Annotated in this window: 11 protein-coding genes and 1 other RNA gene; 3 read left to right on the top strand and 9 right to left on the bottom strand. The window is 69.7% G+C overall.

Going from position 1 to position 15,645, the window contains the following annotated elements:
* From ACNPNP_RS18010 to ffs, 9 genes are all read right to left on the bottom strand, one after another.
* On the bottom strand, window positions 1-1,708 hold a 1,708-nt coding region (locus ACNPNP_RS18010), incomplete at its 3' end, for a DNA polymerase III subunit gamma and tau (protein WP_448967426.1).
* Window positions 1,709-1,771: 63 nt separating this feature from the next.
* Complete coding sequence (locus tag ACNPNP_RS18005; protein ID WP_448967425.1) at window positions 1,772-2,878, bottom strand: DUF2207 family protein; 1,107 nt, start codon at window positions 2,876-2,878, stop codon at window positions 1,772-1,774.
* A gap of 13 nt (window positions 2,879-2,891) precedes the next feature.
* Window positions 2,892-5,375, bottom strand: coding sequence for a glycoside hydrolase family 65 protein (locus ACNPNP_RS18000; protein ID WP_448967424.1), 2,484 nt, complete (start codon window positions 5,373-5,375; stop codon window positions 2,892-2,894).
* Window positions 5,372-6,133 carry an HAD family hydrolase gene (locus ACNPNP_RS17995; RefSeq protein WP_448967423.1) on the bottom strand — a complete coding sequence of 254 codons (762 nt, stop codon included), beginning with the start codon at window positions 6,131-6,133 and terminating at the stop codon, window positions 5,372-5,374. Before ACNPNP_RS17995 ends, ACNPNP_RS18000 begins: the two co-directional genes overlap by 4 nt.
* Window positions 6,134-6,244: 111 nt before the next feature.
* Complete coding sequence (locus ACNPNP_RS17990; RefSeq protein ID WP_448967422.1) at window positions 6,245-7,465, bottom strand: acetate/propionate family kinase; 1,221 nt, start codon at window positions 7,463-7,465, stop codon at window positions 6,245-6,247.
* Window positions 7,462-9,594: a phosphate acetyltransferase gene (gene pta, locus ACNPNP_RS17985; protein ID WP_448967421.1), complete on the bottom strand. Its 2,133-nt coding sequence runs from the start codon at window positions 9,592-9,594 to the stop codon at window positions 7,462-7,464. The genes ACNPNP_RS17990 and pta overlap by 4 nt, the downstream gene beginning before the upstream one ends.
* Before the next feature lie 9 nt (window positions 9,595-9,603).
* Complete coding sequence (locus ACNPNP_RS17980) at window positions 9,604-10,155, bottom strand: type 1 periplasmic-binding domain-containing protein (RefSeq protein ID WP_235272410.1); 552 nt, start codon at window positions 10,153-10,155, stop codon at window positions 9,604-9,606.
* 155 nt (window positions 10,156-10,310) lie between these two features.
* Entirely contained in the window at window positions 10,311-10,922 is a 612-nt protein-coding gene (locus tag ACNPNP_RS17975; RefSeq protein ID WP_448967420.1) for a rhomboid family intramembrane serine protease, read from the bottom strand.
* 58 nt (window positions 10,923-10,980) lie between these two features.
* An RNA gene (gene ffs, locus ACNPNP_RS17970) (signal recognition particle sRNA small type) lies at window positions 10,981-11,077 on the bottom strand.
* A 135-nt stretch (window positions 11,078-11,212) separates the two neighbouring features.
* Between ffs and ACNPNP_RS17965 the strand changes: the two genes are divergently transcribed.
* From ACNPNP_RS17965 to ACNPNP_RS17955, 3 genes are read left to right on the top strand one after another with little or no spacing between them, the layout of a single operon-like run.
* Window positions 11,213-12,190 (top strand): AAA family ATPase, encoded by a 978-nt coding sequence (locus tag ACNPNP_RS17965; protein ID WP_448967419.1) that lies wholly within the window; start codon window positions 11,213-11,215, stop codon window positions 12,188-12,190.
* Window position 12,191: 1 nt separating this feature from the next.
* Window positions 12,192-13,403, top strand: a complete 1,212-nt coding sequence (locus ACNPNP_RS17960) for a DUF58 domain-containing protein (protein ID WP_448967418.1) — start codon at window positions 12,192-12,194, stop codon at window positions 13,401-13,403.
* Window positions 13,390-15,633, top strand: a complete 2,244-nt coding sequence (locus ACNPNP_RS17955) for a transglutaminase TgpA family protein (RefSeq protein ID WP_448967417.1) — start codon at window positions 13,390-13,392, stop codon at window positions 15,631-15,633. Before ACNPNP_RS17960 ends, ACNPNP_RS17955 begins: the two co-directional genes overlap by 14 nt.
* Window positions 15,634-15,645: the final 12 nt, after the last annotated feature.

Here is a 15,645-nt window from a genome sequence, read left to right as displayed (position 1 = left end):
GGAGCCCCCCCGACTCGGCGAGCGCCGCCGGCGGCAGAGGCTTGGGGAGGTACTTCACCCGAACGCCGAGCTCCTGCTCGATCGCGGTGCGCAGATGGTCGGACGGGCCTGGGCCAGGTGTCGAACCCTTGAAGGACTTGACGTCCTGCTGACTCGCGAATCCGAGTGTGAGCACTTCGGACTCGGCCACGTAGTCGAGCGGCTGCACGGTCGTGACCACCAACCATGCCGTGCGGCTGGCGCCCTCGAGTCGCTTGAGGATCGCGGGCCACGAGGAACGGATTCGATCGAAGTCGACCGGGCCCGACGTCGCGACAGGGCCGGACGTCGCGGCAGGCGCATCCGCCTGTGCGGGAGCGGGTTCCGGCGCAGGCGACGCAGCCGGCTCGACCGCAGGAGCCTCGACAGGCGCAGAGGCCTCCGCCGGAGTCTCCGGAGCAGTCGCCGCCGCCGGAGCCGGCGCAGACGTCTCCTCGACCCGAGTCGGTGCCGGTTCAGGCACGGCGACCGCGGCCGGAGCAGCCGGCGCAGCAACTGCCGGCGCAGGAGCGGCCGGCGCGGGAGCCGACGAGACGGCCGCAGGGACGGCGACCGCAGCAGCCCCCTCCCCCGCAGCGCTCAGCACGCGAGCGATCATGAGCTCGAGGTGCAACCGCGGCGACGTGGCCCCGGTCATGTCGTCGAGAGCGGCGCTCACGACGTCGGCGGTGCGCGAGAGGCGTGCGGATCCGAAGGCGGTGGCCTGCGCGCGCATGCGTGCGAGCTCGTCCTCAGCGAGGCCGCGCAACACGGCTCCCGCGCCTGCTCCGACCGCCGCGATCACGATGAGATCGCGCAGGCGCTCGAGCAGATCGTCGACGAAGCGACGCGGATCCTGACCGGTCTGGACGACCCGATCGATGGCGGGGAAGGCCGCAGCCGCATCTCCGGCGGCGAGCGCATCGACGATCTCGTCCAACAGCGCGCCGTGCGTGTAGCCCAGCAGCGAGACCGCACGCTCGTACGCGACGGAGTCGCCGTCGGATCCGGCGATCAACTGGTCGAGCAGCGACAGCGTGTCTCTGGGCGAACCGCCGCCGGCGCGCACCACGAGGGGAAGCACGCCTTGAGCGACCTGCACGCCCTCTTCGGCGCACAGCTTCTCGACGTACTCGAGCATGGCCGCCGGCGGCACGAGCCGGAACGGATAGTGGTGCGTGCGCGACCGGATGGTGCCGAGCACCTTGTCGGGCTCGGTCGTCGCGAAGATGAACTTCACGTGCGCCGGGGGCTCTTCCACGAGCTTGAGCAGCGCGTTGAAGCCCTGCGGGGTGACCATGTGCGCCTCATCGAGGATGAAGATCTTGAACCGGTCGCGGCTGGGTGCGAAGGTCGCCCTCTCGCGCAGGTCGCGCGCATCGTCGACGCCGTTGTGGCTGGCGGCGTCGATCTCGACGACATCGAGCGATCCGCCACCGGCGCGCGACAGCTCCACGCAGCTCGGGCAGGTGCCGCACGGGGTGTCTGTGGGGCCCTCGGCGCAGTTGAGGCAGCGAGCGAGGATGCGTGCTGACGTCGTCTTGCCGCAGCCACGCGGGCCGGAGAAGAGGTACGCGTGGCCGACGCGGTCGCTGCGCAGCGCAGTCATCAGCGGCTCGGTCACCTGGGACTGCCCGATCATCTCGCCGAAGTTCTCGGGCCGGTAGCGGCGGTACAGGGCTGTGGTCACCGGTCCAGCCTACGGCGTGCCGCCGACAGTGCGCTCGCTACGACCCATCGATGACGACCCGGCTCACGACAACGTGTCGAAGACCTCTCCGACGAACGCCGCGGCGGAGCCGCCGACATCGGCCAGCTCCCCCACCGCACGCACCAGCTCCAGCGTGCCGCCGACCAGCTCGATCACAGCCAGCACCTCGAATGCCCCGTCGATCGCGTCACCGACGTCACCGCTCGAGCGCAGCTCCCCGGCATGCTCGCCCAGCGCCCGCAGCCACGATTTCTCCATCCCGAACAGCACCGCGTACGGCAGCAGGCGCTCGTTCAGCTGGAATCGCTCCAGTCCCTCGGCTCTCGCGTGCGCTGAGACGTCCGCACGTGCCAGCGAGCCCTGCACCGACTGCAGGAATCGCAGCGGCTCCTTCTCGGCGAGATCGATGTACTCGCGCATGCCTGCCAAGTGCGCGCGCAGCGGTGCGGATGCGGCGGTGAATCTGCGCCATGGAGCCGGTGCGACGAAGAACACGGCGATCACCACCGCGAGGCCCGTCGCCGCCGCACTCAACGCGATCCAATCCACCCCGCCGTCCTGGCCGCAGGCGACGAGCACGAAGAACAGCGGACAAGCGACGCCGCCGACCGCGAAGATCCGCAGCAGCACGACAGGCCAGGTGCACAGCCGCGTGCCGAAGAGCCCGGCGGCGATCCCCTCCTGCCCTTCTCGTTCGAGCACTGCGCGCACTCGTCGCGAGAGTGCACGCGAATCGGAGCTGAAGCGACGTACGCGGGTGGACGCGCTCTCCCTTCCGAACAACGCCTCGAGGATCGCGACCTCGGACGCCTGGAAGACGGCGCCCTCGATCGTCTCGACGCCGACCGGAGCACGGTCGCCGCTGTCACTCACCGGACGCAGCAGGCGGATCTTGCGACGCACCGCGAGGTCCACGAGCGCTGCGGCGATGGCTCTGCGGTCCTGATTCAGCAGCAGCGCGTCGCGCAGCACCGCACCATCAGCCGTCGGCGCGAAGCGGGGCCCAGGCGAGCGCGGAAGACGACGCGATCGCACACGTGCCATCACGGCGAGCACGAGCAGGGCCGCAGCGGGGACGAGCACGAGCACGATGATGCTGAGAGTCAGGTTCGACATCCGTTCTTCCTGCCCGACGAGCGCGTCGATCATTCGACGAGCGTGCTCAATCCTCGAACACGTTGATCACCGGGATCGCGCTGGTCACCACCGGAACGGATGCGGAGATGCGGGTGCCGTCGTCCCTGCGCGCGTCCTCGAACTGCCCCAGTGTCGGACGCCCCTTCAGCACGGGCCCCTGATCGGCCAGTGCGACGACGACGTCCTCCGCCTCGGTCACCGTGTACTCGGCGCCGCGCACGGTGAATGACACCGCCTCACCCGCCTCCGCGGCGACGCGCAGCTGATCACGGGTGACCGTGACCTTCAGCGCGGTGCCCTGCCACTGCAGCGAGTACGACAGTGAGGGCCAGTCGACGGGCAGCCGCGGATCGAAGCTGAGCTCGCCGGCGTGATCGCGCATGCCGCCGAAGCCGCACACCAGAGCTGTCCACACCCCGCCGGCCGAAGCCACGTGCACACCGTCCGATGCGTTGTGGTGCAGGTCTCCGAGATCGACGAACAGCGACTGCTCGAAGTACTCCCGTGCGAGGTCCTGGTAGCCGACCTCGGCGGCGAGGATCGACTGCACGACCGCCGACAGCGTCGAATCCCCCGTCGTCAGCGGGTCGTAGTACTGGAAGTCGGCGAGCTTCTCCTCGGGTGTGAAGTGGTTGCCCTGCAGGAACAGCGCCAGCACCACGTCGGCCTGCTTGAGCACCTGGAACCGGTAGATCACGAGCGGGTGGAAGTGCAGCAGCAGCGGACGCTGGTCATCCGGGGTGTGATCGAGATCCCACACCTCGCGTTCCAGGAACATCGCGTCCTGCGGATGGATGCCGAGGCTCTCGCTGAACGGGATGAACATCGCCTCCGCGGCGGTGTCCCACGCGTCGGGCTCTCCGGCATCCAGTCCGGTGCGTTCGACCAGTGCGTCGTACCCCCGCGGATCCTGGGCGGCGATCTCCCGCACCACGCGAGCCGCATAGCGCAGGTTGTACCGCGCCATGACGTTGGTGAACAGATTGTCGTTGACGACCGTCGTGTACTCGTCCGGACCCGTCACGCCGTGGATGTGGAAGGTCGCGTCGCCGTTCTGGCCGCGCCAGAAACCGAGGGTCGCCCAGAGCCTCGCGGTGTCCACCGCGATGTCGACGCCCTCGCGGCACAGGAAGTCCACGTCGCCGGTGGCGCGCACGTACTTGCCCAGCGCGAAGCTGATGTCGGCGTTGATGTGGTACTGCGCGGTGCCGGCGGCGTAGTACGCCGACGCCTCTTCGCCGTTGATCGTGCGCCAGGGGAACAGCGCACCCGCCTCGTTCAGCTGCGCCGCCCTGCGCCGAGCGGCCGGCAGCATGAGCACGCGGGCACGCAGGGCGTTCCTGGCCCACTGCGGCGTCGTGTACGTCAGGAACGGGAGCACGTAGATCTCGGTGTCCCAGAAGTAGTGACCGCTGTAGCCGGACCCCGTCAGGCCCTTCGCCGGCACGCCGGAGCCGTCGGCGCGCGCCGCCGCCTGGGCGAGCTGGAACAGGCACCACCTGCTGGCCTGCTGCAGGTCGTCGTGGCCTTCGATCACGACATCCGAGCGCTTCCAGAATGCGTCGAGCCACTCCTTCTGCCTGCGGAACTGCTCGTCTATGCCTTCGATGCCCGCCCTGTCGAGCGAACGCCGGCAGCGATCGACGAGTTCGCGCGCCGGCACACCGCGTGACGTGTGATAGCTCACGAGCTTCGTGATGCGGATCGGCACGCCGCCCTTCGCCTGCACGCGGAAGACGTTCTTGGCGACGTCCTGCTCGACGAGCATGCGCGCGCTGTAGTCGTTGTCCGTCTCGATCACGTGGTCGGCGACGACCGCCACGGTCATCCCGGATTCGGTGGTCTGATACGACAGCGCCGAGCGGAGCCCGTCCTGCCAGTACTCCACCGGCTGCAGCACCCGCTCGGTGATCTTCTCGGTCTTGCGCGGATCGAACCCCGCCTTCTTGGCCGCCTTAGGCGTGCCGCCGTAGACGCTGCCGCCGTCCTGGCGATTGAGCAGCTGGCAGCTGATCGTGACCGGCGCGTCCGAGTTCTCGACCGTCACCTCAAGACGCAGGATCGCCAGATGACGCTCCTCGAAGCTGACCAGGCGCTCGTCGCGCATGCGGATGCGCTTGCCGGACGGCGTCTCCCAGACGAAGCTGCGCTCCACGATGCCGGTGCGCATGTCGAGAGTACGGGTGTAATCCCTGACCTCTGACTCCTCGAACGAGATCGGCTCGTCGTCGACGTAGACCCGCATGATCTTGGCATCGGGCGCGTTGACGATGGTCTGTCCCACTTCGGCGAAGCCGAACGCCTGCTCGGCGTGACGGATGCGCCACGTCTCGTGCAGACCGTTCAGGAATGTGCCGTGCTCGTGCGCACCTCGACCCTCGATGTGGTTGCCGCGCAGGCCGAGGTAGCCGTTGCCCACGGCGAACAGCGTCTCGGAGACGCCGTCCTCCGCGTAGCGCGTCTCGGTCAGACGCCATGGGTCGACGGGGAATCGGTCGCGATCGATCATGCGGTCTCCGGGTTGTGGGCGGCTGATGCGCCGGGAAGCAGTCGGGCAAGGTCATCGACGATACAGGTCGCACCGGCGGCGCGCAGCGCTTCAGGACCCGCGCCCCTGTCGACGCCGACGACAGTGGCGAAACCCGCTGCGGCGGCCGAAGCGACGCCGGACACGGCGTCCTCCACCGCCGCACTCGCGGCAGGATCGACGCCGAGCCGCTCGGCTCCGGCGCGGAACATGTCGGCGGCCGGCTTGGAGGTCAGCCCCTCGCGCGCGGCGACGGTGCCGTCCACGACGACCGTGAAGAAGTCGCGGATGCCCGCGGTCGAGAGCACCTCTTCGGCGTTGGACGAGCTGGAGACGACGCCCATGGGGATGCCGGTGCCACGCAGCGCCTCCAACAGCGCGAGCGAACCGGGGAACGGTGAGACTCCGCCGCTGCGCCGCGCCGCGGCGAACGCGGCGTTCTTGCGATTGCCGATGCCGCACACGGTCTGCGCATCGGCCGGATCGCTCGGATCGCCCCATGCGAGTTCGACGTTGCGGCTGCGCAACAGGCTCGCGACGCCGTCGTAGCGACGCTTGCCGTCGACGTAGGCGAAGTAGTCGGCGTCGTCGTAGGCGGGCGTGATGCCCCATTGGGCGAAGACCTCGTCGAACACCGCCTGCCAGGCGCGCATGTGCACCTCTGCCGTCGGCGTCAGCACACCGTCGAGATCGAACAGGATACCTTCGGCGAGGCTGAGGTCTGGCAGAGATTCGGGCATGCGGGCCTCCAGGGTTTCACGCGAAGGGACCGGCACCTCACTGTGCCACCCAGCCAGCGTAGTGGCGCGGGGTTCACGGGCATAACCCCCTTCGGAGCTGCGTCGCAGGGCTCAGACCAGGCTCAGAGTCTGGCGCGCGATCTCGAGCTCCTCGTCCGTCGGGACGACGAGCACGGACACCGAGGATGCGTCGGTGGAGATGCGGCGGATGCCGTGGCCGCGGGCCTCATTGCGCTCCGGGTCGATCTCGATTCCGAGGAAACCGAGGGTCGCGAGCGCCTCGGCGCGCACCCGCGCCGCGTTCTCGCCGACACCGGCGGTGAACGAGATGACATCCACGCCGCCGAGCTGAGCGATGTACGCGCCGGCATACGCGCGCAGTCGATGGATGTACACGTCGAATGCCAGTGCGTCGGCCTCCTCGCCCGCATCGACGCCCGCGAGGATGTCGCGCATGTCGCTGTGCCCGGCGAGCCCCTTCAACCCGCTGCGCGTGTTCAGCAGCGTGTCGATCTCCTCGATCGAATAGTCGGCGACGCGGGCGACGTGCACCAGCACCGCGGGATCGAGGTCACCGGAGCGCGTGCCCATGACCAGGCCCTCGAGCGGGGTGAATCCCATCGAGGTCTCGACAGAGCGGCCACCGTCGATGGCGGTGACCGACGCCCCGTTGCCCAGGTGGAAGACGAGTTGGCGGAGCGAGGAGAGGTCGCGCTCGACGAAGGCCGCGGCCTGCTCGCTGACGTACTTGTGACTCGTGCCGTGGAACCCGTAGCGGCGGATGCGGTGCTTCTCGGCGAACGCCGCATCGATCGCGTACGTGTACGCCGCCGGCTCGAGCGTCTGATGGAACGCGGTGTCGAAGACCGCGACATGCGGCACGTCCCGGAACACGGCGCGTGCGGCGCGGATGCCGGCGAGGTTCGCCGGGTTGTGCAGCGGCGCGAGCACTTCGAGTTCACCGATCGACTGCTCCACGGCATCCGTCACGAGCGTCGGCTCGAAGAATCGCGCGCCGCCGTGCACGACGCGATGTCCCACGGCCACCGGCGGATGATCGGCGAGGACGGGGCCGTGCGTCTCGAACTGCTCGAGCATCACGGCGAACGCCTCGTCATGGTCGGCGATCGCCCGTTCGCTCTTCCTGGTGGCGTCGAGCACGGTCGGCGCCGGTTCCCCGTCGTCGAGGCGTCGGACGGTGTGCGAGATCGCACCGCCGTCCTGGCCGATGCGTTCGATGAGCCCTTCGCCGAGCGGCGCCTCGCGGTCCATGTCGATCAGGCTGTACTTCAGCGACGAGGAGCCGCTGTTGATGATGAGGACGACGCTCACCGTGCCACCCCCGCGGGGTGGGCGACGCCCTGCGCCTGGATCGCCGTGATGGCGACCGTGTTGACGATGTCGTCGACCAGCGCCCCGCGCGAGAGGTCGTTGATCGGCTTGTTCAGCCCCTGCAGCACCGGGCCGATCGCGACGGCTCCCGCCGAGCGCTGCACGGCCTTGTACGTGTTGTTGCCGGTGTTCAGGTCGGGGAACACGAACACGGTCGCGCGCCCGGCGACCGCCGAGTCCGGCATCTTGGCCTTCGCCACGGCGGCGTCCGCCGCGGCGTCGTACTGGATGGGCCCGTCGACGGGGAGCTCTGGCGCGCGTTCGCGGACCAGAGCCGTGGCCTCTCGCACCTTCTCGACGTCGGCCCCGGTCCCGGATTCCCCGGTCGAGTACGACAGCATGGCGACGCGCGGCTCGATGCCGAACTGCTGCGCGGTCTCAGCAGAGGAGATCGCGATGTCGGCGAGTTGAGTGCTGGTGGGATCGGGGATCACAGCGCAGTCGCCGTAGACGAGCACGCGGTCGGCGAGAGCCATCAGGAAGACGCTGGAGACCACCTCCACGCCAGGACGCGTCTTGATGATCTCGAACGACGGCCGGATGGTGTGCGCCGTGGTGTGGGTCGCACCGGAGACCATGCCGTCGGCGAGGCCGAGATGCACCATCAGAGTGCCGAAGTACGACACATCGGTGACGGTGTCGGCGGCCTGCGACAGTGTGACGCCCTTGTGGGCACGCAGACGCGCGTATTCCTCCGCGAACTGCTCGACGTACTGCGGATCGGTGGGGCTGATGATCTGGGCTGCGCCGATGTCGATGCCGAGCTCGGTGGCGCGAGCGCGGATCTCGCTCTCGTCGCCGAGGATCGTCAGGTCGGCGACGTCACGGGCGATCAGACTCGATGCGGCGCGGAGGATGCGGTCGTCCTCGCCCTCCGGCAGCACGATGCGCTTACGATCCGCACTCGCCCGCTCGATGAGCCCGTACTCGAACATCAGCGGCGTCACCACGTGCGCCTCGGCGAGTCCGAGCTGCGTCGCGAGCTCGGCGATGTCGACGTGGGTCTGGAAGAGCCCGAGCGCACGGTCGTAGCGGTGCCGCGAGTCGGCGGCCAGCCGTCCCCGCGCGCCCATCACCCGCACGGCGGTGTCGTACGTGCCGTGGTCGGTGGCGATGATGGGGACCGTCGAGGCCAGACCGCCGAGCAGTCGCTCGATCGACTCGGGCAGCGGGAAGGGTCCGTTCAGGATGATCCCCGCGATCGACGGGAACGTGCCTGCCGCATCCGCCATCAACGTCGCGAGCAGAACCTCGGTGCGATCAGCGGGGATGACGACGACGGCGTCCTGAGTGAGGCGGGGCAGTACATTGACCATCGACATGCCCGCCACCACCACGTCCAGTGCTTCGCGAGTGAGCAGGTCGGGATCGCCCTTGATGAGCCGTCCGTCGACGGCCGCGAGGATGCCGCGTATCGACGGCGCGACGAGTGTGCGGTCCTCGGGGATGGCCCAGACCGGCGTGTGCTCGGCCTGCGCGGTGCGCACGGCGTCGACGCTCGGCTGCAGGGCGTCCGGATCGGCGCGATTGACGACGACGGCGAACAGCTCTGCCCGCTCGTCATGCAGTTCGGCGAGCGCGAGCGCGGCGATCTGGCCGACCGCGTCGGCCGTACGCGCGGTCGACGTGCCGAGCTGTTCACCACCGCCTTGCTGGTCGCGGCCGCTCAGCACGAGCAGCACGGGGGCACCGAGGTTCGCGGCGATGCGGGCGTTGTAGCCGAGCTCGGCAGGACTGGCCACGTCGGTGTAGTCGCTGCCGATCACGACCACGGCGTCGCACTGCGCCTCCACGGCCTTGAACCTGGACACGATGGTCGCCAGCGCCCGATCGGGGTCGTCGCGCACGTCGTCGTAGGTCACCCCGAGGCTGTCGTCGTAGTCGAGATGCACGCCGTCGTGCGCGAGCAGCAGCTCGAGCACGTAGTCCGGCTCGGCGGAGGAGCGCGCGATCGGCCGGAAGACACCCACCCTCGGCGTCACGCGCATGAGCGCGTCGAGCACGCCCAGTGCGATGGTGGACTTGCCTGTGTGCCCCTCGGCCGAGGTGATGTAGATGCTCCGCGCCACGGTGCCACCCTACGCCGGACAGGGACCGGAAAGCGCGTCGACCACCGCGCCCGCGTCATCTTCGAACCGGGCGTAGTGGTTCGGGTCGGAGTTGACCTGCACGCGATGGATCGCATGCGTGGGCTCCATGCCCTGCCACCCCTCGAGCCCGGCGAGACGTCCGTAGAAGAGGGCGGCCGATGCTGCCGGATCCATCCTCGTCTCGACGCTCCCCCACCACTCCTGCTGCTGGAAAAGGCCGATGCTGCTGGTCCGCGTGCCGTCCGGATTGGTGAAGCCGGACGTCTCCCAGTCGCCGTAGTCGATGTTCTGCAGTGAGCTCTCGCCCATCGCCGCCATGACGCCGAGGACCTGGCCGTCGCGCTCGAACCCCTGCTCCGAGGCCGTGCGCACGATGATCGCGGCATTGTGGAGCTGCTCACCCTGCCAGCCTTCGACCCCTGCGTCCGGCAGATCACCGGGCGCGTCCACGCACACCGCGACCGGATCGCTCGATGTCGCCATCGGCACGAGAACGATGAGGAGCGCGGCGAGGGTGAGCCCGCCGAGCGCCGCGATCATGAGACGTGCGTCCTTCGGCCGACGCGTCGCGCGGGAGGCCGCCCGCCCGCCTGGTCTCCGTCGTCTCGTCGTGCGCCTTCTCGTCCGCTGCCCCGCCCGCCCGCGCGAACCGGCACGACCCCGCGTGCCGGAGGCGGCGCGCTTCGAGCCTGCGCTCACGTGCCGCGCGCTCCGCGGCTGCGAGGACCACGCGCTCCGGCGAGCGCCGCCACACCGCCACCGACCGCGCCGAACAGATGCGCCTGCCAGGAGACGCCGGGGCCCACGCCGACGATGCCGGCGAGCATCGACCCGCCGTACAGGACGAGCACGATCACAGCGATGAGGGCATGCGCGATGCGGTGCGCGATCGGCCGAGGCGAGAACACGCGCACGACGATGTATGCGAAGTACCCGAAGACGAGCACGGACGCACCGACCGTGAGCGTGCCCGGTGCGTTGAGCAGCCAGGTGCCGACGCCCCCGACGAGTGCGGTGACCGCGGTGACCATCCAGAAGCGGCCGGCGCCTTCGATGGCGATGAGACAGCCGAGCACCAGCAGCGGCAGGGTGTTGCCGATCAGGTGCGCCCATCCCGCGTGCAGCAGCGGTCCGAGCACGAGTCCCTGCAGGCTGCCGAAGTCCCATGACCGCAGGCCGAAACCGGTGAAGGAGCCGGGGAGCACGGCGTCAGCGATCTGGATCACCCACATCAGCGCGACGAGAGCGATCGGAGAGGCGAAGCGCCCGATCGCCGCGGAACGCGCAGAAGTGGTGGATGTGCTCACATCACGATCCTCGCAGGCGAAGCTGAACGATGGGTCGTCGGCAAAGTGCCCCGAGAGAAGAAAGGACCCTCCGCGCACCCAGCAGAGCCCGGTTACCCTTGCTACGTTTCCGTCCTGGGGGAATTGGCCTGGATGCTGCCACGCGGAGAGCCTCGGACAGTCTACCCGGCGTTCGGCGGAGAGACGAACCGGGACGGGCATCGTGAACCACGAATCCACAGGAGCGCAGGCCGCTCGCGCGGGTTACGATCGATTCACGCGCACAGAAGTGCCGGGGCGAGAGGGAACGCATGGACGACACCGCACCCGAGATCACGGCCGAGCAGTTCCGGACGCAGACCTCCGCCATCCTGACATCGGTGGGCGAGGTCATCGACGGCAAGCCGGATGCCGTGCGCAGCGCCCTGACGTGCATGCTGGCCGAGGGCCATCTGCTCATCGAGGACGTCCCAGGGGTCGGCAAGACGATGCTCGCCCGTGCGATCGCGGCGAGCATCGACGCCACCGTCCGCCGCATCCAGTTCACCCCCGACCTCCTGCCCGGCGACGTCACCGGCGTCTCGGTGTACAACCCCGTCGATCGTGAGTTCGAGTTCAAGGCCGGTGCGGTGTTCGCGCAGATCGTGATCGCCGACGAGATCAACCGCTCATCCCCGAAGACCCAGTCCGCTCTCCTCGAGGCCATGGAGGAGGGACAGGTCACCGTCGACGGCCGCACGCACCCGCTTCCCGATCCCTTCCTCGTCGTCGCGACCCAGAACCCGCTCGAGATGGAGGGCACGTACGCGCTGCCCGAGGCGCAGCGCGACCGGTTCATGATGCGCATCTCGATGGGGTATCCGGATGCCGCGGCCGAGGCCCTCATGCTCCGCCAGCGCGACAGCGTCAATCCGCTCGCCGCGATCACCCCTGTCGCTGACGCTCGCGCGATCAGGCGGCTGATCGGCTTCGCGCGCGCCGTGCACGTCTCCCCCGCTGTCGAGGAGTACGCCGTCGCGCTGTCTCAGGCCACGCGATCGGATCCCAGCCTGCATCTGGGCGCGAGCCCGCGCGCCACTCTTCAACTCGTGCGCGCGGCGAAGGTGTGGGCGGCACTGGACGGACGAGAGTTCGTGATCCCCGACGACCTCACCGACCTCCTCGTGCCTGTCTTCGCGCACCGGCTGCTCCCTGCCCGTGGCGTGCACCGCGCGGGCGCGCAGCCGGTGGAGTCCGCGCTCGCCCAGATCGTGGACCGCGTGCGCGTTCCGCTGGCCGCCCGATTCTGAAGTGACCCCGACCGTGCGTCGACGTCACGTTCTCACGGCCAGGGGAGCCGGCGCGCTCCTGGCCGGCGTGCTGTTCGTGATCGCGGCCAATCTCGTGGCGGCGCCCATCCTGCTCTACATCGCGATGCTGCTCTTCCTCCTCGTCGTGTTCGCCGTCCTCGTCGTGCGTCTGCCCCGGCGCAGCGGCCCCGTCACCAGGCGCATATCGACCGATCTGCTCACGGTCGGCGAGCGATCGCAGGTGGATGTGCGCTTCGACCTGCGCGCGCTGCGCATCCCGAACGGCATCTGGCGCGATCACCTGCCTCCTGCCGTGTCCGGCGACGCCACGGGCGAGTTCCCCACAGACAACGGCACGAGCATCCGCTACGCGATCACGGGTGTGCGCCGCGGCGTATGGGCGATCGGCCCTTTGTCGCTGCACACGATCGATCCGTTCGGCTTCGCGCAGCGCGTGCAGGAGTTCGGCGAGACCCGCACGGTCACGGTCGTCCCCGAGGTGATGCCGCTCGCTCCGCTCAGTTCGAACGTGGGTGCGGCCGGCGGCACCGCGCACACGTCATCCACCAGGCTCGGTCAGGGCAGCGACAACCTCTCCCCGCGGCGATACGTCTCCGGCGACTCGATGCGCCGCATCCATTGGCGCGCGACCGCGCATCGGGGTGATCTCATGGTGCGCCAGGAAGAGGAGGAATCCAGCCCGGATGCACTGGTGGTGCTCGATCGCACGGCACGACGATGGGACTACCAGCTCGACCATGCCGATCCGGCGTTCGAGGCCGCTGTCTCCGCCTGCGCCTCCGTCGCACTTCACCTGGTCCAGGAGGGGTACGGCGTCGACGTCCTCGACTCCGCAGGCACCGTGCTCGGAAAGCTCCGCGGACATGAGGACGACCGAGACGCCCTGCTGGTGGCACTGGCCCTCGCGCGGCCGCAGGGCGAAGGGCGCGACATCATCACGCTGTTCGAGGGAACCCCACCCGGCCCCCTGGTGCTGATCACGGGGCATCTCGATGAGGAGGACGCGGCGATCCTGCACCACGGCGGTGCCGCCGCACCCATTCTCCTCGCGACCGATCTCGCCGCCGGCGCTGCCGACGCCCTCACCAGGCTCGGATGGTCGTCCGCGTCGCTCGCTGACGACGTCGCGGCCGCCTGGGAAGACGCCCTCCCTGCACGAATGGCGACAGGAGGCGGTCATGTCTCCCGCTGATCCGCCGCGCGTGCAGCGCGCACCGTGGGTGGAGGCTGCCGCTGCGGCAGAGCGGCAGATGCGCACACTCGCGATCGCCCTGCTCACGGCATGCGCGGCGTTCGTCGCACTGTGGCCGTATGCGGCGGTCATCGCGCCGGGACCCTGGTCACTCGTATGCATCACGGTCGTGGTTCTGATCGCATCCGTCGGTGCGCTGGCACGCCATCTCGCATCCCGCCGTCGCGCCGGGGACGCCTGGGCGCTGCTCGCACAGCTGGCCGTCGCGGTGTGCGCGCTGACGCTGATGCTGGTTCCTCAGGGCGCCCTGCTCGGCATCGTCCCGACGGGCTCCACCCTGCGGGCCCTGGCGCCGCTGGCCGCCCAGGCCCTCGAGGAGGTGCAGTTCGGCACCGCCCCGCTGAACGACACGCTGGCCCTTCGCACCATGATCGCCGCCGGCTTCGCCGTCATCACGATCATCGTCGACCACCTCATCGCGCATCGTCTCGGTCTGCTCGCAGCGATCGTGGTCGCCGTGGTCGGCGTGACGCCGATGATCATCTCGTTCGGCGATGCCAACGTGCCGTGGTTCGTCGTGCTCGCCGTCCTCACTCTCTTCCTGCTGCGGCACAGCACGCGCCACGATGCCCGCCGTGCGCGGCGCGCATCCGTCGGCGTCGCACTCGGCGTCGGGGTGGCCGCGATCGTCGCCGCCCTCGTCATCACGCCGGTCCTTCCCGTCTCCGCCAGCTGGGTCGGTGCGGGAACCGCGGTCACGCTCAACCCGTCGCTGCGGCTCGGCGACGATCTGCGCCGACCGGCGCCCACCGACGTCCTCACGGTGGCGACCAGCGCCGCGACGGCGCCTTACCTGCGCATCGCGACGCTGTCCGGTTTCGACGGCCGCGTCTGGCAGGCGGACGAGGAGGGCACCCGCCCCCTCGCCGACGGGTTCGGCGAAGCGGAGTGGACGGAGGACATCTCCGTCACGGATCGGCGCACGTCGATCCGTGTCGTCGGCATCTCCAGCTCGTGGCTGCCGGTGCCCTATCCTGCGACACAGGTCGCGGGCACCTCGTCGGGGTGGGAGATCATGCCGGGCAACCGCACCGTGGTCTCCGAGACGCGAGACGCGGCGGGCGAGGACTACACCGTGTCCGCAGCCTCCGTGCAGCCCACACTCGAGCAGATCCGTGCTGCCGCCGCCGGCCGTGGCCCCGCGGATCGGCCGGCCCCCGACGACCTTCCTTCCGTGATCGAGGAGAGGGCGCGTGAGGTGACGGCGGATGCGGAGAACGACTACGACCGGATGATCGCCCTCCAATCGTGGTTCCGCTCGGACTTCACGTACTCGCTCGATGCTCCGGTCGACGGCGGCTTCGACGGCACGGGCGCGGACGCGGTCGCGGAGTTCCTCGAGGTGCGTTCGGGATACTGCATCCATTTCGCTGGCGCCTTCGCACTGATGGCGCAGACGCTCGATCTTCCGGTGCGGATCGTGGTCGGCTACCTGCCGGGCCGGCTGACCGAGGAGAAACGCGGCGACGAGTTCGTGTACGTCGTCAGCAGCGATCAGCTGCACGCCTGGCCGGAGGTGCGCTTCGAGGGCATCGGATGGGTGCCGTTCGAGCCGACCGCGTCGCTCGGCGTGCCAACGGGATTCCAGGCGGCGTCCGTCGATGGCGGATCGACCGGCGGACCTGCGACACCGGCGCCGAGCGCGGCGCCCTCGACAGCGCCGACGAGCGGACCGGAACTCGAAGACGAGCTGGACGACCCATCCGCCGCGGGCGGCGGCTCACTGCAGCGGCTCGACCCGACGCCCGTGGTGCTCGTGATCGCCGGGACGCTCGTGCTGCTGCTGCTCCCCGCCTCGATCCGGCTGCTGGTGCGGATGCGGCGACGTTCGCGTGCCGGCTCGGGCGACGCCGCCGCCGCGTGGCGCGAACTCACCGCGACGCTGATCGACCTGGGCCTGCCGGTCTCCGATTCCGACTCCCCCCGCGCCAGGGGCAGCGGGGTCGTCGAGCGCGGTGCGGACGCCGCTGCCGTGCGGAGGCTGGTGGATGCCGTGGAACGGGCCAGCTTCGCCCGCGAGGCTCAGGATCCGATCGATCTCGCACCGGATCTCGTCCGCGTGAGCGCGGACCTTCACCGCCATGTCGACGCGCGCACGCGGGTCATGGCACTTCTGCTGCCGCGCTCGCTGGTCGTCGCCGACACGTCCCGTCGTCCGATGCGCGCCTGAGCCGGCGGTGCC

Source organism: Microbacterium xerophyticum, from assembly GCF_053543555.1.
The sequence above is the reverse complement of the archived record's forward strand: the minus strand, read 5'-3'. Positions and strand labels throughout refer to the sequence as shown.